Below are 25,181 nucleotides of genomic sequence, written 5' to 3'. Positions count from 1 at the left end.
GGCGCCCTCCCCTCTATACTTGGCCGATGCCCCCTTCACCCAAGGCCTCCCATGCTGCTGCGCGTTACCCTCTGTCTGCTGCTCTGCCTCACCTTGGCTCCCCTGCCCGGGGCAAGCCCCCTCAAGGTCGAGATAGTGCACAAGGGGTTGGTACACCCCTGGGGCCTGGTCTTTCTGCCCGGCGGCGATCTGCTGGTGAGCGAGCGACCCGGCCGCCTGCTGCGCATCCAGGCCGATGGCCAGCGCCAGAAGGTGTCAGGCCTGCCCGAGATAGCAGCCCAGGGCCAGGGTGGCCTGCTCGATCTGGCACTGGATGAGCAGGGCTGGCTCTATTTCAGCTACAGCGAGCCAGGCGCCGGGGGCAGCAGTACCGCCGTGTCCCGCGCCAAGCTGCAAAATAATGCGCTGGTCGAGGTGCAGCCTCTGTTCAGTCAGCGACCCAAGGTGGAAGGGGGGGCACACTTCGGCTCGCGCCTGGTGCTGGGGAGTGATGGCCTGCTCTACATTACCCTGGGCGATCGCTTCAATTACCGCAGCCAGGCCCAGCACCTCGGCAAGACCATTCGCCTGAACCGGGACGGCAGCCTGCCGCCGGATAACCCCTTTATTCACACCCAGGGTGCCCTGCCCGAGATCTGGAGCCTGGGCCATCGCAACATGCAAGGAGCCGCCTGGCGGCCCGAGGTCAACCAGTTCTGGACCCACGAGCACGGCCCCCAGGGCGGGGATGAGGTCAATCTCATTCTGGGTGGTCGCAACTATGGCTGGCCCAGGGTCAGCTTCGGCGAGGAGTATGGCGGCGGCAAGATTGGCGAGGGCAGTTCGGCCCCCGGCTTGACGAGCCCGCTCAAGGTCTGGGTTCCCTCCATCGCCCCCTCGGGCATGGCATTTCACTCGGGCGCTCACTACCCCCAGTGGCGGGACAAGCTGTTTATCGGCGCCCTGCGCGGCCAGTCACTGCGAGAGCTGACCCTGGCCGGTGACACCATAGTCGGCGAACGCACCCTGCTCGGGGAGCGGGGGGAGCGGATCCGCACCGTCAAAGAGGGCCCGGATGGCGCACTCTACCTGCTCACCGACGGCGCGGCGGGCAAGTTGCTGCGGTTGACCCCCTGAGCGCCCCCTCGACTAGACTTGAGGCGACCGGCATCCCCAACCTCCACAAGGAGCACAATGATGAAAACCCTGACGATTATCCTCTGCTGCGGCCTGCTGCTTGCTTGCAATACCATGAGCGGCATGGGCAAAGATGTCGAAAAGGTCGGCGAAAAGATTCAAAAGAGCGCCGACAAATAACCCCAGCCGGGCGGTACCCTGCCGCCTGGCCCCCTTCGCTGTCACCCCTTACCGCCCCGGCTTGCCACAGCGTTTGTCACGGCCAAGAGCAGGGGCTGTTGCCACTTCCCATTGCTCCGTGACCAGACAGACATCCCGCTCGCCCGCGTCATCGCCTTCCCGTGCCGAGGATCCCCTTGCGCTTGTTCACTGCGCCAGCCCCCGTTAACAGAGAGCGGCTGGCTGCCAAGCAGGGGGCTCATCCTGGACATCCACGGTTCCAGCTGTGACCGCCCCCTTGACTCAGTTACACTCTTGCTGTTGGCCGTCGATGCAGGCGGCCCTCCTCCACAGGGATCAGACAAGAGAAGGGAATCATGGGTAACAAGAAGAAAGCCAAAGCTGAACAATCAGTGCCGACAACGGCCCGTGAACAACTGGGTAACAAGGAGTACGCAAAGGAGCTACGCCGCCTGCACGTGGAGCTGGTGAAGCTGCAGCAGTGGGTCGTGCATAAAGGGCTCAAGGTGTGCATTGTCTTCGAGGGGCGCGACGGTGCCGGCAAGGGCGGCACCATCAAGGCGATCACCGAGCGGGTCAGTCCCCGCGTGTTCAGGGTCGTGGCCCTGCCCGCCCCCACAGAGCGGGAGAAGAGCCAGCTCTATGTCCAGCGCTACGTCCCCCATCTGCCCGCCGCCGGCGAGATCGTCATCTTCGATCGCAGCTGGTACAACAGGGCGGGGGTGGAGCGGATCATGGGGTTCTGCACCCCGGAGGCGAGCGACAAGTTCCTGGCCAGCACGCCGCAGATGGAGTGGTCCATGGTCGATTCGGGGATCATCTTGCTGAAATACTGGCTGGAAGTGAGCCCGGAAGAGCAGGAGCGGCGGCTGCGAGATCGTATCGATGATGGTCGCAAGACCTGGAAGCTCTCCCCCATGGACATCAAGTCATTCGATCGCTGGGATGACTACACCCAGGCGCGGGATGCCATGTTTGCCGCCACCGACACCACCTGGGCCCCCTGGTTCGTGGCGCGCTCCGAGGACAAGAAACGGGTGCGACTCAACATCATCTCCCACCTGCTGGCCCACATCCCCTACGAGGATCTGCCCGCCGACACGGTCAAGTTGCCCAAGCGCAAGATTGGCAAGGTCAAACCCACCGACCATCCGTTCCGCTATATTCCGGAACTCTTCTGAGTACCAGCAGGGGGAGCCTGTCGCCCCCCCTGTACCACGGCTATTGACCGCCCCCCTTGAGGCACAGGTGAAGCGCAGACGACGAGCCCGATACCGTCCCGAGGCGCTTAGCCGCGCCCAGAGCCCTCCCTCAGACCCGTCAGGGCCGCTAGGCGCTAGCCTGAGCCAGGGGATCCCCATCCAGGCTCACCAGAGATAGCTGAACCCCGTGCTGGGCCAGCATATCGCGGGCATTCTGGGCCAGTCTGTCATCGGTGATCACCTGATCGACCGCCTCCCAGCCCACCACCTTGAAGGTGCCCACCTTGCCATATTTGGACGAATCACAGATGAGGATGCGGGTCGAGGCCGCCTCGACCACGGCGCGCTTGACCGGCACCTTCTCCTCATTGGGGGTCGAGATACCATGCAAGTCCCAGGAGGAGGAGGAGAGGAAGGCAATATCAAGATGCAGATTGCGCAGGAAGTGGGCGGTCGCCTCCCCGGCGCAAGACTGATTGTCACGGATCACCATGCCACCGGTGTGATAGAGGCGACCCAGACCATGTTCGATCAGGTAGGCGCACACCATGAAGTCATTGGTCACTATCATGAGGTCGTCGCGCAGGGCCAGCTCCCGCGCCAGCTCCAGGGAGGTGGTGCCCGCATCCAGATAGACAGTGCAACCCGCAGGTACCTGATCCGCGGCCAGGCGCGCGATGGCGAGCTTGGCCGCCTGCATCAGGCTGCGCTTGGCGGCGTGGGAGGGCTCGCTCTTGATCCGCTGGGAGAGGCTGACCCCGCCCGAGACCGACAGCACCCGCCCCTGTCGCTCCAGCTTCTGGATATCCCGGCGCACCGTCATGTGAGAGACGCCGAGCCGCTCGGTGAGCGCCAATATGCTGACCACGCCGCGCTCGGTCAGCAGTTGCAATATCTGTTGCTGTCGTTCTATGGGGATCATGGGGGCTCCTCCCTGTTGAGCCGCCATTCTAGCCCAGCTAAATGGTAAAAAATGATAAAACTTCATCACAGTCACCAAAATTAACATTTAGTCACACGCATGACGTTATAAAACGGCATCAACAGGGCTTCAACCGAACCAAATCACAAAAAATAACACCGATTAAGTTAAAAAATGTGAGTTAAGCCTGATATTTGACCGTCATTAATCCCTACTATGAGCCCATACGCCGTCTCATAGAGGAACTCAGCATGTCTCACCCTTATCAGGTTGCCGTCATCGGCCTTGGCGCCATGGGCATGGGCGCCGCCCTCTCCTGCCTGCGGGCCGGGCTCCACACCCATGGCATAGACCTCGACTCATCGGCCCGTGAACGACTGGCCGCCGCCGGTGCCACCAGTGTCGGCGCGGATGCCCATGCCATCGCAGACCGCCTCGATGCCGTGCTGCTGCTGGTGGTCAATGCCGCCCAGGTGCGCCGCATCCTGCTCGGCGAAGAGGGGCTGGCTCGCCGTCTCACCCCCGGTACCGCCATCATGATCAGCGCCACCATCGCCAGCGAAGAGGCACAGGCCATCGCCGCCGAACTCGGCGCCCTGAACCTGCTGGTGCTGGATGCCCCGGTCTCCGGCGGCGCCATCAAGGCCGAGGCCGGCGAGATGACGGTGATGGCCTCAGGTAGCCAGGCCGCCTTCGATCGTCTGCAACCCGTGCTCGATGCGGTAGCCGCCCATGTCTTCGCCATCGGCGAGCGTCCGGGTCAGGGCAGCACGGTCAAGATCATCCACCAGCTGCTGGCCGGGGTACATATCGCCGTCGCCGCCGAGGCCATGGCGCTGGCGAGCCGCGCAGGGGTGCCGCTGGATCTCATGTATCAAGTCGTGACCCAGGCGGCAGGCAACTCCTGGATGTTTGAGAATCGCATGCCAAGGGTACTGAGCGGCGACTACAGTCCCCGCTCTGCGGTGGACATCTTCGTCAAGGATCTCAAGCTGGTCGCCGAGCAGGGCCAGGCACTGAATTTCCCGCTGCCTCTGGCGAGCGCCGCCCTCAATCAGTTCCTCAGCGCCAGTAACGCAGGCCACGGCCAGGAGGACGACAGTGCCGTCATCAAGGCCTACGCGGGCATTCAACTGCCGGAGGCCGCCCAATGAAACTCGGGGTCATAGCGGACGACTTCACTGGCGCCACCGACATCGCCGGCTTCCTGGTAGAGAACGGCCTTGCCACCTTGCAGCTCTCGGGAATCCCGGACAACGCCGAGCTGCCCGTGGCGGACGCCCTGGTAGTCTGCCTCAAGAGCCGCTCCTGCCCGGCCGATGAGGCGGTGGTCAGTTCCCTCGCCGCCCTCGCCTGGCTGCGCGAACAGGGTTGCGATCGCATCTATCAGAAGTACTGCTCCACCTTCGACAGCACCCGCGAGGGCAACATAGGGCCGGTGACGGATGCGCTGCTCGATGCCCTGGGCGCTGACTTCACCCTGATCTGCCCTTCACTGCCAGTCAACGGCCGCACCGTCTATCAGGGCAACCTCTTTGTCGGTCCCCAGCCCCTGTCAGAATCCGGCATGCGCCACCATCCCCTCACCCCCATGACCGACAGCAATCTGCTGCGACTGATGGATGCCCAGGGTCGCGGGCGTACCGGACTGGTGCCCTTCAACACCATAGCGGCGGGGCCCGAGGCCATTGCCGCCGCCCTGACCACCCTCAGGGAAGATGGCTATCGCTACGCCGTGGTCGATACCCTGACCGAGCAACATCTGCTGGATATCGCCGCCGCCGTCAGCGACTGGCCGCTGGTCACCGGTGGATCCGGGCTCGCCATCGGTCTGGCCCGGCTGTTTAGCCAGGGCCAGGCAGAAACGGCCCGGGCGTCGGGCCATCCCATGCCGGGTCGCTGCGCCATCTTGTCCGGCTCCTGCTCCCAGATGACCAATCGCCAGGTCGCCCACTACCGCGAACAGGCACCGAGCCTGGCCCTGTCGGTCGAGGAGTGCCTCAAGGACCCGACCTACCCGGCCAGACTGGCCGACTGGGTGCTCAGTCAGGGCCCAGGCCCGGCCCCCCTGATCTACGCCACTACCACCCCTGAGGTCCTCGGCGACATCCAGCGCCAACATGGGGCTCAGGCCGCCAGCGAGGCGGTGGAAGCCTGCTTCGCCGCCCTGGCCGAGCGACTGGTCGCCGCCGGGGTCAGCAACCTCATCATCGCCGGTGGCGAGACCTCGAGCCGGGTCACCCAGGCCCTCGACATCAACGCCTTCCACATTGGCCCCCAGATAGCGCCGGGTGTGCCCTGGGTCAGGGCCACGGACAGACCCCTCTCCCTGGCACTCAAGTCAGGCAATTTCGGCGATGAGGGCTTCTTCTCCATCGCTCAGGAGTTCTTTTATGACTGAACAATCACTGCGCGACACCATGGTCATGCTGGGGGCCTCCCTGTTTGCGCGAGGCTATGCCACGGGCGGGGCGGGCAATCTCTCGGCCCGGCTGCCGGATGGCACCCTGATCGCCACCCCGACCGGCTCTTGCCTGGGTCGCCTCGAGGCAGACCGCCTGGCCAAGGTGAGCCTGGATGGCCGTCATCTCGACGGGGATCGCCCCTCCAAGGAGGTGGCTTTCCACCTGGCCCTCTATCACAACAACCCTGAGTGCCAGGCGGTGGTGCACCTGCACTGTACCCATCTGACCGCGCTCTCCTGCCTGGATGGGTTGAACCCGGCCAATGTGATCCGCCCCTTCACCCCCTATTACGTGATGCGGGTCGGCAGCCTGCCGCTCATCCCCTACTACAAACCCGGGGATGCCCGCATCGCCGAAGAGCTGGGGCGGCGCGCCCAGGAGGCGGGCGCCTTCCTGCTCGCCAACCACGGCCCCGTGGTGATGGGCAAGAACCTGGTGGAAGCGGTCAACAACATGGAGGAGCTGGAAGAGACGGCTCGCCTCGCCCTGTTGCTCCATGGTCAGCCCATCCGTTACCTGAGCGAGTCCGAAGTGGCCGAATTGAGGAGTCTGAAGCCATGAGCAAATTTGCCGCCAACCTGACCCTGCTGTTCACCGAACTGCCCTTTATCGAGCGCTTCGCGGCGGCCCGCGCCGCCGGTTTCGAGGCCGTGGAGTGCCTCTTCCCCTACGAGTGGCCCGCCGCCGAGCTGGCCCGCCAGTTGAGCGAGCATGGCCTCACCCAGGCACTGTTCAACATGCCCGCCGGAGACTGGTCGGCCGGGGAGCGCGGCATGGCCGCCATCCCGGGCCGTGAGGCCGAGTTTCGCGCCCAGCTGCCCAGGGTGCGTGACTACGCCCTGGCGCTCGGCTGCAAGAAGGTGCATGCCATGAGCGGCCTGATTGATCCGGCCCACTCCCTGGCCACCCATCGCCAGACGCTGATTGACAACATTCGCCACGCCGCCGACTACCTGGCGGCGGACGGTATCAAGGTGCTGCTAGAACCCCTCAACAGCCGGGACGTGCCCGGGTACTTCCTGGCCCACCAGCTCGATGCCCTGGCGCTGGTGGAGGAGATAGACAGGCCGAACGTGGCGGTCCAGCTCGATCTCTACCACGCCCAGATCATGGATGGAGACCTGACCCGGCTCATCGACACCCTCGGCCAGGCCATCGGCCATGTCCAGATAGCCTCGGTGCCGGATCGCCACGAGCCGGATCGGGGGGAGATCCACTATCCCCACCTGCTCGCCGCACTGGCACGGGCCGGCTACCGGGACTGGATTGGCTGCGAATACCACCCCAAGGCTGGCACCCAGGCGGGCCTTGGCTGGCTGACGCAATGGCAGTCGCAATAACACAACAAGAACGACACACACACGAACGAGTCTGAGGATAACAAGATGCAGATCATCATCACGGGGGGCGGCGGCTTTCTCGGCCAGCGCCTGGCCCGAGCCCTGTTGCAAGGACCTCTCCCCTTCAGCGAACTGCTGCTGGTGGACATACAGATGCCGATGAGCCCGCTGCCCGATCCCAGGGTGCACTGCCTGCAAGGGGATCTCACCGTTCCCGGGGTAGCCGAGACCCTGATCACCAAGGAGACGGGGATCGTCTATCACCTGGCCGCCATCGTCAGCAGCCATGCCGAGCAGGATTTCGATCTCGGCTGGCGGGTGAACCTGGACACCACCCGCACCCTGCTGGAGGCGTGCCGCCACGCCAGACCCGGCATCCGCTTCGTGTTCACCAGCTCCCTGGCGGTCTACGGCGGCACCCTGCCCGCGCAGGTGGACGACAGCACAGCACTGACGCCCACCAGCTCCTACGGCGCCCAGAAGGCGATGGGGGAGCTGCTGGTCAATGACTACAGCCGCAAGGGGTATGTGGATGGTCTGGTGCTGCGCCTGCCCACCATCTGCGTGCGCCCCGGCAAGCCGAACCGCGCCGCGTCTTCGTTCGTGAGCGCCATCATTCGCGAGCCACTCCAGGGGGAAGCCACCCAGTGCCCGGTCGATCCCGCCCTGCGACTCTGGCTGTCGAGCCCGGCGACAGTGGTGAGCAACTTCCTCACCGCCGCCACCCTGGAGGCCCCCAAGCATTGGCGCAGCATCAACCTGCCCGGCATCAGCGTCACCGTCGACGAGATGCTGGCCACCCTGACCCTCAGCGGCGGCCAAGCCGCCCGGGACAGGGTCACCATGACGCCGGATCCCGCCATCGAGCGCATCGTCGCGAGCTGGCCCGGTCGCATCGACAATAGCCGCGCTTGCGAGCTCGGCTTCGTGGCGGACAGGACGTTCGCCGACATCATCGACAGCTTTATCACCCATGACATGCAGGAGGCATCATGATCGATATACCTACCCCCATCATAGGGCTCATCATCGCGGTATTTGCCCTGGTCTTCCTGGTGCTGCGCACCCGGGTTCACGCCCTGATCGCCATGCTGGCCGCGGCCTGCATCGCCGGGGTCACCGGTGGCATGAGCATCGACAAGACCCTCACCGTCATCACCCAGGGCTTTGGCTCCACCCTCGGCAGCATCGGCATCGTCATCGGCCTCGGGGTCATGATGGGTCGCCTGCTGGAGGTGTCGGGGGCGGCCGAACAGATCGCCTACAGCTTCATCAAGTGGCTCGGCAAACGCCGGGAAGAGTGGGCGCTGGCCATCACCGGCTATATCGTCAGCATCCCCATCTTCGTCGACTCCGCCTTCGTCATCCTGTTCCCGGTCGCCAAGGCGCTGGCCAAGAGTGGCAAGCGCTCCCTGCTGACCCTGGGGGTGGCCCTGGCCGGTGGTCTGGTGGTGACTCACCATACGGTGCCCCCCACACCGGGTCCGCTCGGGGTAGCGGGCCTGTTCGGGGTCGACATCGGCGCCATGCTGCTGACCGGCATGTGCCTGGCGGTGCCCTGCGTCATCGGCATCGTGCTCTACGCCCAGTGGCTCGACAAGAAGTACCCGGAGTTTGGCGAGCAGGCGATCAAGAGCCAGGACGAGCTGCAAGTCACCTATGAGCAGTATCTCAAGGAGAAGGAGGGCAAAGTGCTGCCCAGCCTGACCCTCTCCCTGCTGCCGATCCTGGTGCCCATCGTCCTCATCTTCTGCAAGGCGATGCTGACCACTCTGGCCACGTTCGAGGGGTTTGAATCCCTCGGCAGCAACCCGCTGGTGCAAGGCATAGGCTTCATCGGTACCCCCATCATCGCGCTGGCCATCAGCGTCTTGCTGGCCGTCTATACGCTAGTGCCGCACCTGGATCGTCACGCCACCGCCGAGCGCCTCGAAGAGGGTCTGCAGTCCGCGGGCATCATTCTGCTGGTCACCGGTGCCGGTGGCGCCCTGGGGGCCGTATTGCGCGACAGCGGCGCTGGCAACCAGCTCGCCGAACAGATAGCGGGGCTGCCCATCTCCCCCATTCTGATCCCCTTTATCGTCGCCACCCTGGTGCGGCTCATTCAGGGCTCGGGCACCGTCGCCATGGTGACGGCGGCCTCCATCTCGGCCCCCATACTGGCGCAGATCCCCGGGGTCAACATGCTGCTCGCCGCCCAGGCCGCCACCATGGGCTCGCTCTTCTTCGGTTACTTCAACGACAGCCTGTTCTGGGTCGTGAACCGCATGATGGGCATCTCGGACGTGAAGCAGCAGATGATCGTCTGGTCCATCCCGACCACCATCGCCTGGGCCATAGGTGGTACCGGGGTCGCCCTGCTCAACCTGCTGTTCGGTTCGGGGGGCACCTGGTTCGACCCCGTGCTGCCCTTGCTGGTGCTGGCCCTCATCATCTGGGGGGTGCGTCGTCAGCCGCTGGGGTTGCCTGGCCCGGCGCCGGTGCGTCAACCTTGAGTCAGGCTCGGGCAACTCGCCTGGCATCACAGACCGGCGAATGAATGGATGAAAAAGCCTGCCCGACCCCCAGGTCGGCAGGCATAGGAGAGAGGGGGCCCGTCTGCTAGACTGGCCCCCTCTCTGGCTTCTCTCACAAGGATTGGAAGATGTCTGGTTCGCCCCTGCGCGATCGCTCCACCGGTTTTGCCCTGCTCACCATCTTGCTGTGGGCCTCCCTGGCCGCCCTCACCTCCAGAGTCACCAGCGTGTCACCTCTGGTGCTGGTGGGCCTGGTACTGCTGTTTTGCGGCGCAGGCGCCTTGCCATTCTGGCGCCAATGGCGCGCCAGCCCCGTCACCTGGCTGGTCACCATCACCGCGCTGCTGTTCTATCACCTGCTGCTGTTTATGAGCTTTCGCCACGCCCCCGTGCTTGAGGCCAATCTCATCAACTATCTGTGGCCGCTGTTCATCATACTGTTCACCCCGCTGTTGTTGCCCGGCCATCCCCTGCAGGGTCACCACCTGCTGGCGGGGCTGCTGGGGCTGGCCGGCAGTGTGCTGGTAATGGTCAATGGCGAGCTGCAGCTGCAATATGCCTATCTGCCCGGCTATCTGCTGGCCCTGGGCGCCGCCATCATCTGGGGCGGCTATTCGGTATTGTCACGGCGCCTGCCCGCCGCCCCGGCGGTCATGGTCGCGGCCGCCTGCCTGCCCGCAGGCCTGCTCGCCCTGCTGATGGCCTGGCAACTGGAAGGCCCCCTGCCCCTGACGACCATACCAACCGGTGACTGGGCCCTCATCACAGGCCTGGCCCTTGGGCCCATGGGCGCAGCCTTCGTCACCTGGTATCTGGCGCTGCGGGACGGGGATCCCCGCCGTATCGGGGCCCTCTCCTACCTGACGCCACTGCTCAGCACCCTGTTGCTGGTCTGGCTCAATGGGGAGGAGCTGACCCTGCGCCACGTGCTGGCCGGCACCCTGATCCTGGGGGGCGCCCTGCTCGGTCTCAAGGCCAGCCCGGCCAAACATGAGCCACTCCTGCCCAACGCAACCCCCTGAATCCTTGTCATCAAACTGCCATCAAGCCTGCTTAAGCTGACGCCGTTCGTCGTTCAAGCAGGACTCTTTTGGTGAATATCTCCCGTTACTCCGCCCTCGCAGCACTGGTTTTGATCTTGCTCGCCAGCGTGCTCAGCGCAGCCCTCGGCTATGGCTGGCGCCAGCTCAGTGTGAGCGAAACCAACCAGCATCAGCATGATCGCCTCGCCCAGCGGCTCACCAGCACCCTGCAAGGGGCACTGCGCGACTATCTCGCCAGCGGTGATCCGGTGCGTCTCGCCAGTGCCGAAGGGGCGCGCCGCCAGGCCCTCAATCAGCTGGATCACCTGGATAGCCCGCAGACCATGCCCCTCAGAGCCGAGCTTGAGCTAATGGGCAAGAAGATAGCAAGCGACTATCTCGCCGCCGGCAAGCTCTCCGGCAACAGTCAGGGGTTGCTGCAAAATGCCGAACGCGAGCTGACCGAGCAGGCCAAGATGCTGCTGCGCTACGGCCAAGGCAGCGATGCCCCGAGCGCGGCCGCCTATCGCCAGGGCGCCGCGGACATGCTCGCCGCCCTGCCCCACCTCATTCATCTGCGCCAGCAATACATGGCCCAGGGCAGTGCCCAGCAATTAGAAGCCCTGCAGTTTGAGCTCGCCAGCCTGAGCCGCCAGGCCGACGCGCTGGCCGCCCTGCCGCTGCTTGGGCTGCTCGAGGCGGCTCCCGCCGAAGAGGAGTTCACCCTGGGCGAGCCCGAGCGGCGCGATCTGGGCCAGCAGCCCCGCAACGAGTTGCAGAGCCTGCTGCGTCGCTACCCTCAGGAGCTGATCAACAGCCAGCAGGCCCTGGCCCGGCAAGAGGCGGCCCGCGAGGCGGTCAATCGGGATCTCGACAAGATGCTCGCCGCCTTGACCCGGATGGGGGATGCCCTCGGCGCCGAGCGCCAGCAGGTCAATGGCCAGCTGGCCACAGTGCTGGGCAGCCTGGCCCTCGCCCTGGTCATGACCGCGCTGCTGTTCGCCTGGTGTCAGCGGCGCTGGATAGTCGGCCCTCTGCATCGGTTGCGCGCCGCCTTCATCCAGCTCGAGCAGACCGGCCTGGCCGAGCCCTTGCGGCAGGGGCGCGAGCGTAACGAGCTGGCCGACATAGTGGCAAGCTACAACCGGTTGCTCGCCCACAAGCAGCAGGAACAGTCGCACAAGGAGGGCCAGCTCGAGGCGGTCTCCCTCAGTTTGCAAGGCATGGTCAGTCAGGTGCAGGACATCCACCAGCGCACTCACACCACTGAGCAGGCGGTGGACGAAGGGGAGCTGATGATGAACGAACTGAACCTGCTCGCCAGTGAGGTGCATCAGGTGGCCGCGGATATCGCCCTCCATGCCCAGCACAACGAACAGTCGATGACAGACAGTGAACAACTGGTGGGAGGCATGCTGCAGGCGACCGAGCTGACCGGCCAGGCTATCCATGAGAGTGGCAATGCCCTGACCGAACTGCGCCGCTCCGTCGATGACGTCACCGCCATCGTCGATGTGATTGGCCATATCGCCCAGCAGACCAACTTGCTGGCGCTCAATGCCGCCATCGAAGCGGCCCGGGCAGGGGAGCATGGCCGGGGGTTTGCCGTGGTGGCCGACGAGGTGCGCCACCTCTCCGGCGACACCCAGCGCTCCCTTGGCCAGATCACCGAGATATTGCAGCGCCTCACCGGCTCGGGAGAGCAGATCACCGCAGTCCTTGGCCGCATTCATCGCGAGTCGGCCCAGCAACGCCAGCAGGCCGAGCAACTGCGCCAGACCACCCAGCAGGTACGGGACATGGCGCGCAGCACGGCCGTCATCGCCCTGCAGGGAGCGGACAACGCCAAGAGCCAGGAGCGCAAGCTCGCCACCTTCGCGGCACTGATCGGCAAGATCAGCCAGCATGCCCATCAGGTCAGCCAGCTCTCGGTCCAGGTCTCGGGGCACATACAACATCAGGCAGGGCAGATCCCCAAGATCCTCGGTCATCAGCCCTGAATCACCGGCGCCAGCGCCGCTCATTTTATTCGGCTCGCCTCGCGCGAGCTTTTTTTGCGGCACAAAATTAACTGTTAAATACTGGTTAACATACAAAGTTCGGCACAAGCCGCCTGCCACCGCACCGGGGCGACACAATTACATCTGAAAACGTTATCGTGCCAGTCATACCGCCGCCTGAGCGACTTTCCCCTTAATGATACATTTATTTGCACTCGGTCATATTTTTGAAACTTGGCGGGAACTTTTAATTGATATTTCGCACCGCGAACGTACTCTTGCCTTATCCGATCCGCCAAGGTCGGTACACAAAAAATAAAAGTTGTACAGAGCCAAGCACTGTTCGCGATTGATGAGCCAAGACATCGAGGCAGAACAGCGAGAGAAACGTCTTTTTTTGCCCTTCAGGGTTTTGATTGCAATGCCAATACCGTGCGACGGCCTGATGCCAGATCGCCGGATAAAAAAGCTAAGTCCATATAATCAGGAGCAATTTAAAATGGAAAAAGTGATCTTCAAGCGTGCTGCCTTGAGTACTGCGGTCATCGCCGCGCTGCTCTCCCCCGGTTTGGCATTGGCTGCCGATGAAGTCAGCCCCGCCTACAAAGCGGCTGCCAGCAAATTCTACGAAGAGGGCAAGCTCAACGGCGGTCTCTTCTACTTCCAGCGTGACCGTGTCCGTAAAGAGGGCGCCGGTGACGGCAAGTACCACGATAACCTGGCCCACGCCACCTCCCAGATTTCCCTGAACTACAACTCCGGCCATGCCTGGGATGTGGTCGGTATCGATGTGGGTGGTTTCGGTGCCTATGACCTGTCTGTCGACGAGAGCAACGGCGTCAACGAGGAGAACGAATTCTCCTTCATCGGCACCAAGTGGGGCGACAAGATGGACGGCGTGCCCGAGGGTGGCTTCAGCCTCTCCAACGCGGCGCTGAAACTGCGCTTCATGGACGGTGCCATCACCGCCAAGGGTGGTCTGACTCAGCTCTACGTACCGGGTATCCTGGGCGTCAACTGGTCCTATCAACCCGGTACCTACCGTGGTGGCCAGATCGAGGGTAACTTCGGTGGTCTCTACCTGACCTACGCCATTGCCGACGAATACAAGGCCCCCTGGTTCAAGGAAACCGCTGGTTTCTCCAAGAAGACCATGTATGCCGGCAGCGATGTCGCCTTCAATGACGAAAACAGCATCGACTACATCCACGGTCTGGCCGCTCGCTACACCTTCGATGGCGGCACCGCGGTCACTGGCTCCTTCGGTCAATCCCAAGGCTACATGGACAGCTACCACTTCAAGCTGGCCCACAAATTTGACGTACTGGGTGGCCTGAACACCAGCTACCAGTTCTACGGCTCCAACACCGACAACGACGACTACGACGGTCTGGCATGGCAACAGGCGCTGACCGCCAGCTGGGCCATGGGTCCTTACGGCTTCCGTGCCGAGGGTCTGTACACCAAGGCTGATGGTGACCTGGGTAACTACCTGCCCCGTCTGACCACTGGCTATGCCAACTCCCAGGGTGCGAACGAGATTTGGTGGGATTCCCGCTCCGACTGGAACGAGAACGGCGAGATCGCCCTGTTTGCCGGTGTGACTCGCTCCCTGGATGACCTGGTCGGCGCCCCTGGCTGGACCGTCGGTGTCTCCGGTGCCTATGGTTGGGGCGCTCAGAATGGCGACAAGAGCCTGGATGAAGACGGCAAAGAGTGGGCCGCCAACTTCGACGTCATGTACACAGTGCAAGACGGCAAGCTGAAAGGCACCCTGTTCAAACTGCACTACACCGATTACAACAACGAACAAGACGAGAAGGGCAGCTGGTACTACCCGAACATGTTCACCTCCGAGCATGACGTCAAGTTCCACATCATCATGCCGTTTACCATTCTGTAAGTTGCTGACCATAAAGAAAAACCGGGCCAATTGGCCCGGTTTTGTTTTATGGGGTTGCGCGCTACTATGGCACCTTCCCTTCCCAAGGAGAGTGCCATGTCCCGTTTCGTGCTGATCACCGGTTGCTCCAGCGGCATAGGCCTGGCCGCCGCCCGGGCCCTCGGCGCTGCCGGCTTCACGGCCATCGCCTCGGCCAGACGCCCCGAAGACGTGACACGTTTGCAAGGGGAAGGTCTGCTGGCGGTGCGGCTGGATCTCGATGATGAAGCCAGCATTGAGGCTGGCGCCCGCGAGGCGATGCAACTGGCCGGAGGCCGCCTCTATGGCCTGTTCAATAACGGTGCCTACGGCCAGCCCGGCGCCATCGAAGATCTGCCGACCCCTGCCCTGCGCGCGCAATTCCAGACCAATCTGTTCGGCTGGCATCATCTCATTCGCCAGGTGCTGCCAAGCATGCTGGCCGCAGGCGAGGGCCGCATCGTGCAAAACAGCTCTGTGCTGGGACTGGTTGCCATGAAATATCGCGGCGCCTATAACGCCAGCAAGTTTGCCCTTGAGGGTTACACCGACACCCTGCGCCTCGAACTCAGGGGCAGCGGCGTCGAGGTCAGCCTGATTGAGCCAGGCCCTATCGACACCCGTTTTCGCGCCAATGCCCGCGCCGCGTTCTTGCATCACCTGGGCTCGGTCCGCAGTCGCCATGAAGGGGATTATCGCCTGACCCTCGCCAGGTTGGAGAAAGAGGGGCCAAGCGGGCGCTTCACCCTGCCAAGTGAGGCGTGCGTGCCGCCCCTGCTCCATGCGCTAGGGAGCCGGCGCCCCCGCCATCGCTACGGGGTGACGCTGCCGACCAAGCTGTTTGCCATCTTGCGCCGCCTGCTGCCGAGTCGCTGGCTCGACGCCCTGCTCGCCAAATCCGCCTGATCTCCGTCAGCCTGGGGTAGACAGGAACAGGCCATTGCCCGTGGTTAACCGAGGTCGGTGCGGCTCCTGCACAGTGACACCCTCAGTAATGCTCGCCGTTGCTGTAGTAGGCTGATTTGTCGATGGGCAACACCTGCACCACCACATAGGTCTGCTCCCCCAGCGCCTGCTTGAGATGGCGGGTGATGAGCGCCGCCGCCTCATCTTGTTGCGCCTGCGGGCGGGCAAACCAGACCAGCTCGACGAAGGGGTTGCCCCGCGCCTGCGCCCCGTCGCGCACGAAGGGATGAGTCAGGCACTCCAGGGTGACAAACTCGGGTTTACCGCCGGTCAGGGTGCAGAGATCGGCAACGAGCCGAGTGCTGATCCCTTGTACTGTCTCGATGTCGACGGCGCGAAAACGCAGATGGGGCATGGGAAAACCTCTTGGCTGATAGTGATGAGGCCTTATCATAGACCCAAGCCATCCCATGAATCATGTGCAAACTGCCCACCGTTAAGGAGTTCCATGCCCACCCCTCGCCTGCTACTGCCCCTGCTCCTCTGGCTGCTGCTGCCAACAAGACTGCTGGCCGAACCCGCCTTCTATCAGCTGAGCAAGGGGGACCAGCAGTTCTGGCTGCTCGGCTCCATCCATGCCGCCGAGGCGAGCATCTATCCCCTGCCGACCAGCATAGAGCGCGCCTGGGCCCAGAGTCGGGCCCTGGTCGTCGAGGTCGACATGCAGAATATTCCGAGCAGCGAATGGCAACAGATGGCGAGTCTGACGCGCTTGCCGAGCGGCCAGACCCTGGCCAGCCAGGTAGAACCTGCGCTCTATCAACGCACCATAGTGGCGGCCAGACAGTTAGGCCTGCCGGATGGGAGCCTGGATGCGCTGCAACCCTGGTTTGCCGCCATCACCCTGACCCAGAGCGCCCTCGCCAAGACGGCGTTTAGCGGTCAATACGGCATCGATCAGCACTTCACCACCCTGGCCGCCAAGAGCGGCAAGCCCATACAGGGGCTGGAGAGTCTCACCGAACAGCTCGGTTACCTCGCGAGCGTGGCAGAGCATCAAGACCTGATGCTGAGTGCCACCCTGGACGAGCTGCCCGAACTCGATGCCAGCTTCGCCGCCATTCTCCAGGCGTGGCAGGATGGCGATCAGGGCCAGCTGATTGCTCTGCTCAAGGCCGACATGGCCCCTCCCGAGTTGCAACAGTGGCTGGAACAGACCCTGCTCGCCAAGCGCAACCACAACTGGCTCACTCGTCTGGGCAAGCTGCCAAACGAGAGTTTCGTGGTGGTCGGCGCCCTGCACCTCTATGGCGACCAGGGACTGCTGGCCCTGCTTGAAGGCGCGGGTTGGCGCATTGATGCCCTGACCGAGGCCAGGATCCAGGGCTAGGTGCAACCATGCTCGTGAGTCTGATCACAGAAGTCAGCGTCGATTAAATAAGCGACATGGGAGTTGATCGAGATCATTCCTGCCCTCTAAAGGGGTATCTATCATGCCTGTCATCGATGGATGGCAGGAGCAGATGAGATGGATTTTTGGTTGAACCTGATGTTTGGTCACCCGGTGGGGTGGATGTCCATGCTGGTCATACTGGTGACGGCGGCCCTGATCAGCTTCTATGCCGGCTACTTCATCTACAAGGTACACAAGGCGCAGCCCCCGATAGAGGAGGTGCAGCCAGATACCAAGCCGTCCCACCACTGAACCCGTCCCAAATATCCGCAATAAAATGATATCCAGAGTAAAACGGGCGCCAAGGCGCCCGTTTTACTGCCTCTTTGCCACGAGGGACATGCGCCGCGCCGCCTGATGGCTGCACCATTGTCAGGCCTGTGTTGCGATGGCGATGACCTGCCATCCCTGAGCGCGCAGCCTCCTCAATCCGTCGTCGCTGAGCGTGACAGCCTGCAGGCCAGCATGCCGATGCGATGGCGGGCTAAGCCAGGGATGACCGGCAGGCAACGACCCCTGAACACCGATGACTGACCAGGCGGGTGCTGGCCCGGGCGCCGGGCCGATGCTAGCATCAGGGCGCCCGCCCTTGCCAGGAACGGGGCTGCCCACGGGCAGCAAGGACCCAAACACAATAACAAGGACCCTGTATGTCATATCAGAAGCTTGCACAGCACCAACAGCAGTTGCACCGTCTGGCACACCTTGGCGCCATCTGCGGCTGGGATCAGGCCGCCGTCATGCCAGAGGGGGGCAATGAGGCCCGCGCCGAGGCCATGGCCGAGCTGGAGGTGCTGATCCATGGCAAACGCACAGCGCCTCAGATAGCAGACTGGATTGCCGCCGCCGAGGGCGAGCCGCTCGACGAACTGCAAGGCGCCAACTTGCGCGAAATAAAACGCCATTGGCAAGATGCGAGCCTGCTGCCGAGCGATCTCGTCGAGGCATTGTCGCTCGCCGGCAGCAAGTGCGAACACGCCTGGCGCAGCCAGCGCAAGCAGAACGACTGGGCCGGTTTTGCTCCCAACCTCAAGGAGGTGGTGACCCTGTCGCGGGAAGTGGCCTCCTTGCGCGCCGAGGCGCTTGATATCCGTCCCTATGACGCCATGCTGGCGCTCTATGAGCCGGGCATGACGAGCGCACGACTCGATGGCATCTTCGGCGATCTCAGCGCCTGGCTGCCGAACCTCATCCAGACGGTGAGCGCACGACAGCAGAGTGACGAGCTGCTTGCCCCGCAAGGCCCCTTCCCCATCGCCACCCAGCAGGCACTTGGCAAGGAGGTGATGGCACTGCTCGGCTTCGATTTCGCCCACGGCCGCCTCGACGTCAGCAGCCACCCGTTCTGCGGCGGCGTGCCGACGGATGTGCGGATCACGACCCGCTACAACGAGCAGGAGTTCGTCTCCAGCCTGATGGGCATAGTGCACGAGACGGGCCACGCCCGTTATGAGCAGGGTCTGCCACGCAATCTGCTCGGTCAGCCGGTCGCCGAGGCGCGATCCATGGGTATCCACGAGAGCCAGAGCCTGTTTTGCGAGATGCAGCTCGGCCATGACCCCGCGTTCTTGAATCTGATCGCCCCCCGCATCCAGCACCATTTCGGCACTCAGGCCGCCCTCGCCCCCGCGAATCTCGAAAAACTGTACCAGCGGGTCGAACCCGGCCTCATCCGTGTCGATGCGGACGAAGTGACCTACCCGGCGCACGTCATACTGCGCTACGAGCTGGAGCGCGATCTCATCGAGGGTCGCATCGAGGTCGCAGACATCCCCGCGTTGTGGGATATGAAGATGCAGCAGTGGCTCGGCCTGTCGACCAAGGACAATTACCAGAATGGTTGCATGCAGGACATCCACTGGACTGATGGCTCATTCGGATACTTCCCGAGCTACACGCTCGGCGCCATGTACGCGGCGCAGCTGCGCTTCGCGCTGGAGCGCAACCTCGGTGAAACCCTGGGCAACCTGGTTGCCCAGGGGCGACTCGCCGAGGTGTTCGGCTGGTTGCAGCAAAACCTGTGGCAACACGGCAGCGCGTTCGACACGGACGAGCTGATCGCCAGGGCAACGGGCGAGGCGCTGAACCCGCAATGGCTGCGTAAACACCTCGAGCAACGCTACCTGCGCTGATGTGCACGCCCAACCACCTTGAGCCAGGCCCAGCCAACACAGACGCCCCCGGGCGTCTGTTTTTTTATATTGCTGTCCGATCCTGGCTAGTATCCGCCCACGACCCCGCTTACTCTGCCTCTAGCAAACGCGAGTGATGGGGCCATCCCCCACCCTCGCCACCCTATTCCCAAGGCAATATTCGTGCTGCCGCAAAGTCACAGGAGCCGCGTCATGGCCAGTTCAGATCCCGCGAAGCGTGCCGTTTCCGCCAGCACCACCGCCCATGTGGTGAGCGAGGGGGTCGCACCGGGCACGGATCATGCCGAGGCGCACGAGCAGGCCCGCATCGGCTTGAGTCGTGCCGAGTGTCTGGAGGCGCGGTTGGCGCACGATGCGCGTTTCGATGGCCACTTCTTCACCGGCGTGCTGTCGACCGGCATCTATTGCCGTCCCATCTGCCCGGCGCGCGCGCCGCTTGAGCGCAACGTGCGTTATTTCCAGAGCGCCGCGAATGCGGAGCAGTTCGGGCTAAGACCCTGTCTGCGCTGTCGCCCCGAGCTTGCCCCCGGCCTACAGCAGGTGCTGCCTGAGGTACTGACTCGCGCGCTCAGGGCAATAGATAGTGGCATGCTCGCCGAACAATCCCTGGCGCAACTCGCTCGCGCGCTCGGCGTCACCGAGCGCACGCTGCGCCGCCAGTTCGAACAGCATCTCGGCGCCGCGCCGATGCAGATAGAGCAGACACGGCGTCTGCTGCTCGCGAAGCGCCTGCTCGCCGATACCCGCCTGCCGATCACCGAGATAGCCTACGCGGCCGGTTTCACGAGCATTCGCCGCTTCAATGATGCCTGGCAACACGCCTATGGTATGGCGCCGCGCACCCAGCGGGCCGCCTCCTCTCACCCATCCCTTCCCGAGCTCAAGGAGGAGACGACCTTGACGCTGCGCCTTGCCTACCGGCCCCCTTATGATGTGCACGCCATGCTGGCATTTTATCGGCTACGCGCCATCCCGGGGCTGGAGCGAGCCGGAGCGGATTTTTACGAGCGACGCCACCGGGTTCAGGGCAGTGAGGGGTGGATCCGCGTCGAGCCGGGCCTGGGCCACAGCCTGAACGTGACGCTGAGCGGTGTGGCGCTGCGCGCCCTGCCGGACATCTTGCACAGGGTGCGGCGCATGTGGGATCTGGATGCAGATTTGGGGCAGATAAGCGCACATCTGACCCGGGATCCGCTGTTGGCAAGCCTCGCGGCGCACAGCCCTGGCGTGCGACTGCCCGCGGGCTGGAGTGATTATGAGGTGCTGCTGCGCGCCATCGTCGGCCAGCAGGTATCGGTCAAGGGGGCCATTACCATCATGGGGCGGCTGGTGGCTCGCACCGAGGCACAATTTGGCGAGGCGGCGCTGCCGACCCCGGCACAGTTGTGCGCACTGGATCTCGATGGCATCGGCATGCCCGGCAGCCGCATTCGCACGCTGCAAGGGGTCGCCGCCGCCATGGTGAGCGGCGCGTTGGTGCTGGAGGGGGATTGTGATGAGGCGTTACTCGCCCTTCCCGGGATAGGCCCCTGGACGATTGCTTACTGGCGCCTGCGCACCGGTCGCGATACGGATGCGTTTCCGGCCTCGGATCTCGTGTTGCAAAAGGCGCTCGGCGCCGGACAAAAGCTGCCGGTTCCCGAGATGGAGACGCGCAGTCACCCCTGGCACCCCTGGCGCGCTTACGCCGCCAGCTGGTTATGGCACGCCATGAGCGTTGCCCCTGAACTGCTTGGCATCGAGAGTGGCCCCAGGCCGAAACGGCCCAAGCGCGCCCCGACCGCCGCAACCCCTGACAACCCGGAGACAACATCATGATCCGTTACGACCTGCTGACCACCGACTGCGGTCCTTTGCTCATTGCCATCAATGCGCAGGGTCTGTGTCATGTGGATTTTCTGGAAGGTGAACGCCCCCTGGCCATCCAGGATGAGTGGCAGCAAGATGCCGCAGCCCTCGCCCCCTATCTGGCGGAGTTTCGCGAGTATTTTACCGGGGAGCGCCAAGAGTTCACCCTGCCACTCGCGGCCAAAGGAACCGAGTTCCAGCAAGCGGTGTGGCTGGCGCTGCGCGACATTCCCTATGGCGAGACTTGCAGCTATGGGGAGATAGCGCGCCGCATCAACAGGCCCAAGGCGGTACGCGCCGTGGGCGCCGCCAACGGCCGCAATCCGCTCTCCATCATAGTGCCCTGCCATAGGGTGATAGGCCAAAATGGCAGCCTGACCGGCTATGCGGGGGGATTGGCGATCAAGCGGGCGCTGCTCAAGCTGGAGGGGATAGATAGTTAACGCATTGAAGCATCATCCCCCTGGCTCCGACCTCGTTGCACAGGCAGGAGCCAGGGAGATCGTCAGTGACAGATGACCCCGTGCCGAGCTGTCGCCGATGGATGGCCCATTACCTGACAGGTATCGCCTTCGCCGCACTGCTGATTGGCATCTGGGGGGGATCCTGGAATCAGGCTCCCACTCTGGGCCCGGCACTGATCATTGGCATTGGTACCGTCGTGGCGCCCTTCCTGCTCATGCAGCCGGGCATGGGCGCCGGCATCGCCGCCTCCCGCACAACGCACCCGACCTCTGCCCGGATCCAGAGTCTCATCGCCCATGGGGTGTTCGGTCTTGGCTTGTATGCATCAGGCTGGGCGATAAAACTGCTTCATTGGGTATGAGCCTCAACAGAGGATCAGAGCACCACTTTCAGCGCCAGTCCCAGCAGCACCAGGCCACTCAGTTTGTCGATGACGGAGGATTTGGCCTTGAGCCAGGCCAGCACGGGGCCACGGGAGAGCAGCAGGGCCACCAGCACATACCAGAGCGCGTCTATGCCACCGGCGGTCAGCATCATGATGCTCCCCTCCCGCCAACCGGTATCGGCGTGGACGAACTGGCTGAACAACGCCAGGAAGAAGATGGCAAGCTGGGGGTTGAGGAAGGCAACCATGAACCCTTCGAAGGCCCCCTGACGGCCCCGGCTCTGATGCTCACCCGCTTCGACGCCAGTGGCCTGGGGTTTGGCAAGCAGCGCCTTGATGCCGAGCCAGGCGAGGAAGACGGCGCCGCCATAGCGGATGAGATCAAACAGCAGCGGGGTCTGAGTGATCAGGATGGCGAGGCCGAGGGCGGTGATCAGCGCATAGATCCCGACCCCCAGACCATGGCCGAGCGCGGTCGCCACCCCGTGCCGCTGCCCACCCTGTACCGTATTGCGGATGATCAATGCCAGACTGGGCCCCGGGCTGATGGCGCCCATCACGCAGATGGCAGCGAGGGCCAACCAGCTTGTCAATTCCATATCAGTGACTCCGAAAACCCATAGTGCTGGTCAAGGTAGCGCCATACCCACCATGCCAGTAGTGAAAGTTATGAATAGAATCCATAACCCATGGCTATAGCGGATCGGGTCGCACCAGTTCAGCACCCGATGCATGGGCGGTAGCCGCAACTGGCGGATGCGCCGGGCGCCAAGATCAGGCCCGGCTGGCCCTCATGGTGCGCTGCAGATGCTCCTTCAGAAAAGGAAAAGCGAGTTCGCGAAACCAGCGATGTGCCGGATCCTGATGGTGACGCTGGTGCCACATCAGGTGGTACTGCTGGAAACTTGTCTGAAATGGCAGTGAGACAAAACAGAGCTGATGGCGCTGGCTCAACTGCCAGGCGATATGTGCCGGAGTCGTCATCAGGCAATCGGTGCGCAGCAAGACCTCGAGGGCAGCCTGGAAAAAAGGGACCCGGGCGAACCAACGCCGAGTCAACCCCTGCGGGGCCAGTACTTGCTCCACCGGGCTGTCTTTATCGCCGCCGCCACTCACCTGCAAGTGGGGCCAGGCCAGGTAATCTTCCAGGCTGAGCGCTCGCCCGGCGAGGGGGTGATGGCGTCCCATCAGCACCGCCAGCTGGTCCTCTCCCTGATGCAGACCCCGGATCTGATCCGGTACCAGATCCGTGATGGTGGACACGAGATCCAGGTCGGATTGCCACAATTCGGGTAACTGACGCTTGTCCCACAGGTTGTACTCCAGCGCCGCTCCCGGCGCCTGTCGGGCCAGTTCGGCACAAATATCCGGCAATATGTACTGAGCCACGTAGTCCGAGGAGGCCAGCTTGAACACCCGCTCGCAGTCGACGGGGGCAAAGATGGGGGATGTATAGAGCCGCTCGATCCCGGCCAGCGACTCTCCCAGCACCACGGCAAGGGCCTCGGCCCTTGGCGTCAACAGCCAGCGTTGTCCCTCCCGAACCAGCAACGCATCGCCAAACTCCTCCCGAAGCTGGCTCAGCTGCTTGCTGATAGCCGGTTGGCTCAGATGCAAAAGCTCCGCCGCCCGGCTGAGATTGCGGGTTGCCAGCAGCACTTTCAGGGTGGGAAGCAGGTTCAGATTGGGGTTCATACTTGATGTCACGCGCGCACTCCTTGTCGGCCAAGTCCATCTTAATCCAGGGCGGCGTCATTCCCTAACCCGAGCCGAAATAGCCAACGACCTCAAGCACCTGCAACAGTTTGCAACCGGTAATCCAACCCGACGCAGCTCCTCATCCCCATGCCCCCCCGGTATGACCACTGGATGACAGATCCCGGCCATTACGCCATAATTGCGCCACTTTTCGCCTCATGCTTCGCCCGATTGAGGGCCCTCAGACAAGTGGTCACACCATGAATTACGCCAATATCACAGGTTGGGGAAAATGCCTGCCCCCCGCAGTGCTGAGCAATGACGATCTCTGCACCATCATGGCAACATCGGATGAGTGGATCCACTCCCGCACCGGCATCAAGGCCCGCCGAGTCTCCCATGTCAGCACATCTGCCCTCGCCACCCTGGCCGCTCGTCGCGCCCTGGCCTGTGCCGGTCTCGATGCCGACCAACTCGATGGCATCATACTCGCGACCGCCACCCCGGGGACGCTGGTACCGAACGGTGCCTCAGCGGTGCAGCAAGCGCTGGGAGCGCACAATGCCGCCGTATTCGACCTCAATGCCGCCTGTACGGGATTTGTCTATGCCCTCTCGGTGGCCACCGCCCTGGTGCAGACCGGCATGATGAAGAAGGTGCTGGTGATAGGCGCCGAACGCCTGACCACACTGCTGGACTGGGCCAAGCGGGACACTGCCGTCTTGTTTGGTGATGGCGCCGGGGCCGTGGTGGTCGAGGCAAGCCCCCAGCAAGCGGGGCTCATCGCCAACAAGCTGGGGTGTGACGGCGAGGCGCGCGAGATCCTGCACATCCCGAACTTTGGCACTGATCGCATCCGTTTCGCCGATATTGATGGCCTGTTCACCTTCAACTTCGAAGGTCAGGAGATCTTCAAACGCGCGGTACGTGGCATGGGTGAGGCGATCGGCGCCGTGTTGGCCCAGGCCAATATCAGCCCGGAGCAGGTCGACCTCATGGTGCCCCATCAGGCCAATATCCGCATCATAGAGACCCTCGCCAAGCGCATGAATGCCCCCATGGACAAGGTGATGATCAACATCGAAAACTATGGCAACACCTCCGCTGCCACAGTCCCTATCGCCCTGTGCGAGGCACTGGAGCAGGGCCGAGTCGCCCCCAACAGCTGGCTGCTCACCGCCGCCTTCGGCGCAGGCCTGACCTGGGGGGCCGCCCTCATCAAGTGGGGGGACAGGGTCACCCCACTTCGCCACTGTGATGCCGAGCTCCCCCCTTGCGAGCAGACGGGCCTTGAACTCATTGCCCATGCCGTCGCGGGTTGCCAGCAGGCCGCTCGCCCGGAAGGATCCGCGTCGTAGCGAGGCCCTACTCTGCGAGCGTCAGTCGCGGGTTTTCTGCAAGCGCTCCTTCACGAAGATAAGTTCCATAAGAGGATGGCCCAGTGCCATCCTCTGCCTCACCCCTCCCCCGGTTCATCCCCTCTCCACACTTTATCTTGCTGATCCCTTGCCTTTTTTCTTTTTGAGCTACCATTACTGAGCAATCGATTATTAATGGCCTTTGCTTGTGCTTCCCAGCCCTTAAATAAG

General features: G+C 63.3%; 24 protein-coding genes. 20 read left to right on the top strand and 4 right to left on the bottom strand.

Going from position 1 to position 25,181, the window contains the following annotated elements; all coding sequences use genetic code 11:
• Positions 1-51 precede the first annotated feature (51 nt).
• From BN1130_RS08315 to ppk2, 3 genes are all read left to right on the top strand, one after another.
• Positions 52-1,116, top strand: a complete 1,065-nt coding sequence (locus BN1130_RS08315; RefSeq protein ID WP_198135251.1) for a PQQ-dependent sugar dehydrogenase — start codon at positions 52-54, stop codon at positions 1,114-1,116.
• A gap of 57 nt (positions 1,117-1,173) precedes the next feature.
• On the top strand, positions 1,174-1,296 hold the full coding sequence (locus tag BN1130_RS08310) for an entericidin A/B family lipoprotein (protein ID WP_042041382.1): 123 nt from the start codon (positions 1,174-1,176) through the stop codon (positions 1,294-1,296).
• Between the two features lie 356 nt (positions 1,297-1,652).
• On the top strand, positions 1,653-2,477 hold the full coding sequence (ppk2, locus tag BN1130_RS08300) for a polyphosphate kinase 2 (protein ID WP_042041379.1): 825 nt from the start codon (positions 1,653-1,655) through the stop codon (positions 2,475-2,477).
• Between the two features lie 148 nt (positions 2,478-2,625).
• Here ppk2 and BN1130_RS08295 read toward each other — a convergent pair whose 3' ends face one another.
• Positions 2,626-3,420 (bottom strand): DeoR/GlpR family DNA-binding transcription regulator, encoded by a 795-nt coding sequence (locus BN1130_RS08295; RefSeq protein ID WP_042041376.1) that lies wholly within the window; start codon positions 3,418-3,420, stop codon positions 2,626-2,628.
• A gap of 251 nt (positions 3,421-3,671) precedes the next feature.
• Between BN1130_RS08295 and ltnD the strand changes: the two genes are divergently transcribed.
• The 10 genes from ltnD (at position 3,672) to BN1130_RS08245 (ending at position 15,590) form a co-directional block, all read left to right on the top strand.
• Positions 3,672-4,574 (top strand): L-threonate dehydrogenase, encoded by a 903-nt coding sequence (gene ltnD / locus BN1130_RS08290; protein ID WP_042041374.1) that lies wholly within the window; start codon positions 3,672-3,674, stop codon positions 4,572-4,574.
• The gene (gene otnK / locus BN1130_RS08285) at positions 4,571-5,821 is read left to right on the top strand and encodes a 3-oxo-tetronate kinase (RefSeq protein ID WP_042041372.1); all 1,251 of its coding nucleotides are present in this window, start codon (positions 4,571-4,573) and stop codon (positions 5,819-5,821) included. The genes ltnD and otnK overlap by 4 nt, the downstream gene beginning before the upstream one ends.
• Positions 5,814-6,446 (top strand): 3-oxo-tetronate 4-phosphate decarboxylase, encoded by a 633-nt coding sequence (otnC, locus tag BN1130_RS08280; RefSeq protein WP_042041370.1) that lies wholly within the window; start codon positions 5,814-5,816, stop codon positions 6,444-6,446. The genes otnK and otnC overlap by 8 nt, the downstream gene beginning before the upstream one ends.
• Positions 6,443-7,225, top strand: coding sequence for a 2-oxo-tetronate isomerase (otnI, locus tag BN1130_RS08275; RefSeq protein WP_042041368.1), 783 nt, complete (start codon positions 6,443-6,445; stop codon positions 7,223-7,225). The genes otnC and otnI overlap by 4 nt, the downstream gene beginning before the upstream one ends.
• Before the next feature lie 45 nt (positions 7,226-7,270).
• Complete coding sequence (denD, locus tag BN1130_RS08270) at positions 7,271-8,221, top strand: D-erythronate dehydrogenase (RefSeq protein WP_042041367.1); 951 nt, start codon at positions 7,271-7,273, stop codon at positions 8,219-8,221.
• Positions 8,218-9,720 carry a GntP family permease gene (locus BN1130_RS08265; protein WP_042041365.1) on the top strand — a complete coding sequence of 501 codons (1,503 nt, stop codon included), beginning with the start codon at positions 8,218-8,220 and terminating at the stop codon, positions 9,718-9,720. The genes denD and BN1130_RS08265 overlap by 4 nt, the downstream gene beginning before the upstream one ends.
• 149 nt (positions 9,721-9,869) lie before the next feature.
• Positions 9,870-10,763, top strand: a complete 894-nt coding sequence (locus tag BN1130_RS08260) for a DMT family transporter (protein WP_042041364.1) — start codon at positions 9,870-9,872, stop codon at positions 10,761-10,763.
• 71 nt (positions 10,764-10,834) lie between these two features.
• On the top strand, positions 10,835-12,763 hold the full coding sequence (locus BN1130_RS08255; protein ID WP_042041363.1) for a methyl-accepting chemotaxis protein: 1,929 nt from the start codon (positions 10,835-10,837) through the stop codon (positions 12,761-12,763).
• Between the two features lie 499 nt (positions 12,764-13,262).
• A complete protein-coding gene (locus tag BN1130_RS08250) occupies positions 13,263-14,666 on the top strand; it encodes an OprD family outer membrane porin (protein ID WP_042041362.1) in 1,404 nt (467 codons plus the stop codon).
• Positions 14,667-14,762: 96 nt separating this feature from the next.
• Positions 14,763-15,590 (top strand): SDR family oxidoreductase, encoded by an 828-nt coding sequence (locus BN1130_RS08245; RefSeq protein ID WP_042041361.1) that lies wholly within the window; start codon positions 14,763-14,765, stop codon positions 15,588-15,590.
• Positions 15,591-15,672: 82 nt separating this feature from the next.
• Here BN1130_RS08245 and BN1130_RS08240 read toward each other — a convergent pair whose 3' ends face one another.
• On the bottom strand, positions 15,673-16,005 hold the full coding sequence (locus BN1130_RS08240; RefSeq protein ID WP_042041360.1) for a DUF1904 family protein: 333 nt from the start codon (positions 16,003-16,005) through the stop codon (positions 15,673-15,675).
• A gap of 93 nt (positions 16,006-16,098) precedes the next feature.
• Here BN1130_RS08240 and BN1130_RS08235 point away from each other — a divergent pair, with 93 nt between their 5' ends.
• The 6 genes from BN1130_RS08235 to BN1130_RS08215 all read left to right on the top strand — a co-directional run bounded on the left by BN1130_RS08235 (position 16,099) and on the right by BN1130_RS08215 (position 21,870).
• Positions 16,099-16,980 (top strand): TraB/GumN family protein, encoded by an 882-nt coding sequence (locus BN1130_RS08235; protein WP_042041359.1) that lies wholly within the window; start codon positions 16,099-16,101, stop codon positions 16,978-16,980.
• A gap of 138 nt (positions 16,981-17,118) precedes the next feature.
• Positions 17,119-17,295, top strand: coding sequence for a DUF3149 domain-containing protein (locus tag BN1130_RS21620; RefSeq protein ID WP_084218167.1), 177 nt, complete (start codon positions 17,119-17,121; stop codon positions 17,293-17,295).
• A gap of 398 nt (positions 17,296-17,693) precedes the next feature.
• Positions 17,694-19,175: a carboxypeptidase M32 gene (locus tag BN1130_RS08230; protein WP_042041357.1), complete on the top strand. Its 1,482-nt coding sequence runs from the start codon at positions 17,694-17,696 to the stop codon at positions 19,173-19,175.
• Positions 19,176-19,388: 213 nt separating this feature from the next.
• Complete coding sequence (locus tag BN1130_RS08225) at positions 19,389-21,014, top strand: AlkA N-terminal domain-containing protein (protein WP_084218166.1); 1,626 nt, start codon at positions 19,389-19,391, stop codon at positions 21,012-21,014.
• Positions 21,011-21,487: a methylated-DNA--[protein]-cysteine S-methyltransferase gene (locus BN1130_RS08220; protein WP_042041356.1), complete on the top strand. Its 477-nt coding sequence runs from the start codon at positions 21,011-21,013 to the stop codon at positions 21,485-21,487. Before BN1130_RS08225 ends, BN1130_RS08220 begins: the two co-directional genes overlap by 4 nt.
• A 65-nt stretch (positions 21,488-21,552) precedes the next feature.
• A complete protein-coding gene (locus BN1130_RS08215) occupies positions 21,553-21,870 on the top strand; it encodes a DUF2938 family protein (RefSeq protein WP_232301957.1) in 318 nt (105 codons plus the stop codon).
• Between the two features lie 14 nt (positions 21,871-21,884).
• Here BN1130_RS08215 and BN1130_RS08210 read toward each other — a convergent pair whose 3' ends face one another.
• Both BN1130_RS08210 and BN1130_RS08205 read right to left on the bottom strand, forming a co-directional pair.
• Positions 21,885-22,493: a LysE family translocator gene (locus BN1130_RS08210; protein WP_042041355.1), complete on the bottom strand. Its 609-nt coding sequence runs from the start codon at positions 22,491-22,493 to the stop codon at positions 21,885-21,887.
• A 175-nt stretch (positions 22,494-22,668) separates the two neighbouring features.
• On the bottom strand, positions 22,669-23,589 hold the full coding sequence (locus BN1130_RS08205; RefSeq protein WP_042041354.1) for a LysR family transcriptional regulator: 921 nt from the start codon (positions 23,587-23,589) through the stop codon (positions 22,669-22,671).
• A gap of 263 nt (positions 23,590-23,852) precedes the next feature.
• Here BN1130_RS08205 and BN1130_RS08200 point away from each other — a divergent pair, with 263 nt between their 5' ends.
• Complete coding sequence (locus BN1130_RS08200) at positions 23,853-24,950, top strand: ketoacyl-ACP synthase III (protein ID WP_042041353.1); 1,098 nt, start codon at positions 23,853-23,855, stop codon at positions 24,948-24,950.
• The last annotated feature ends 231 nt before the right edge of the window (positions 24,951-25,181 follow it).

The sequence above is a fragment of the Aeromonas rivuli genome (assembly GCF_000820045.1).
GTDB lineage: Bacteria > Pseudomonadota > Gammaproteobacteria > Enterobacterales > Aeromonadaceae > Aeromonas > Aeromonas rivuli.
This window is presented reverse-complemented; position numbering and strand designations above follow the sequence as displayed.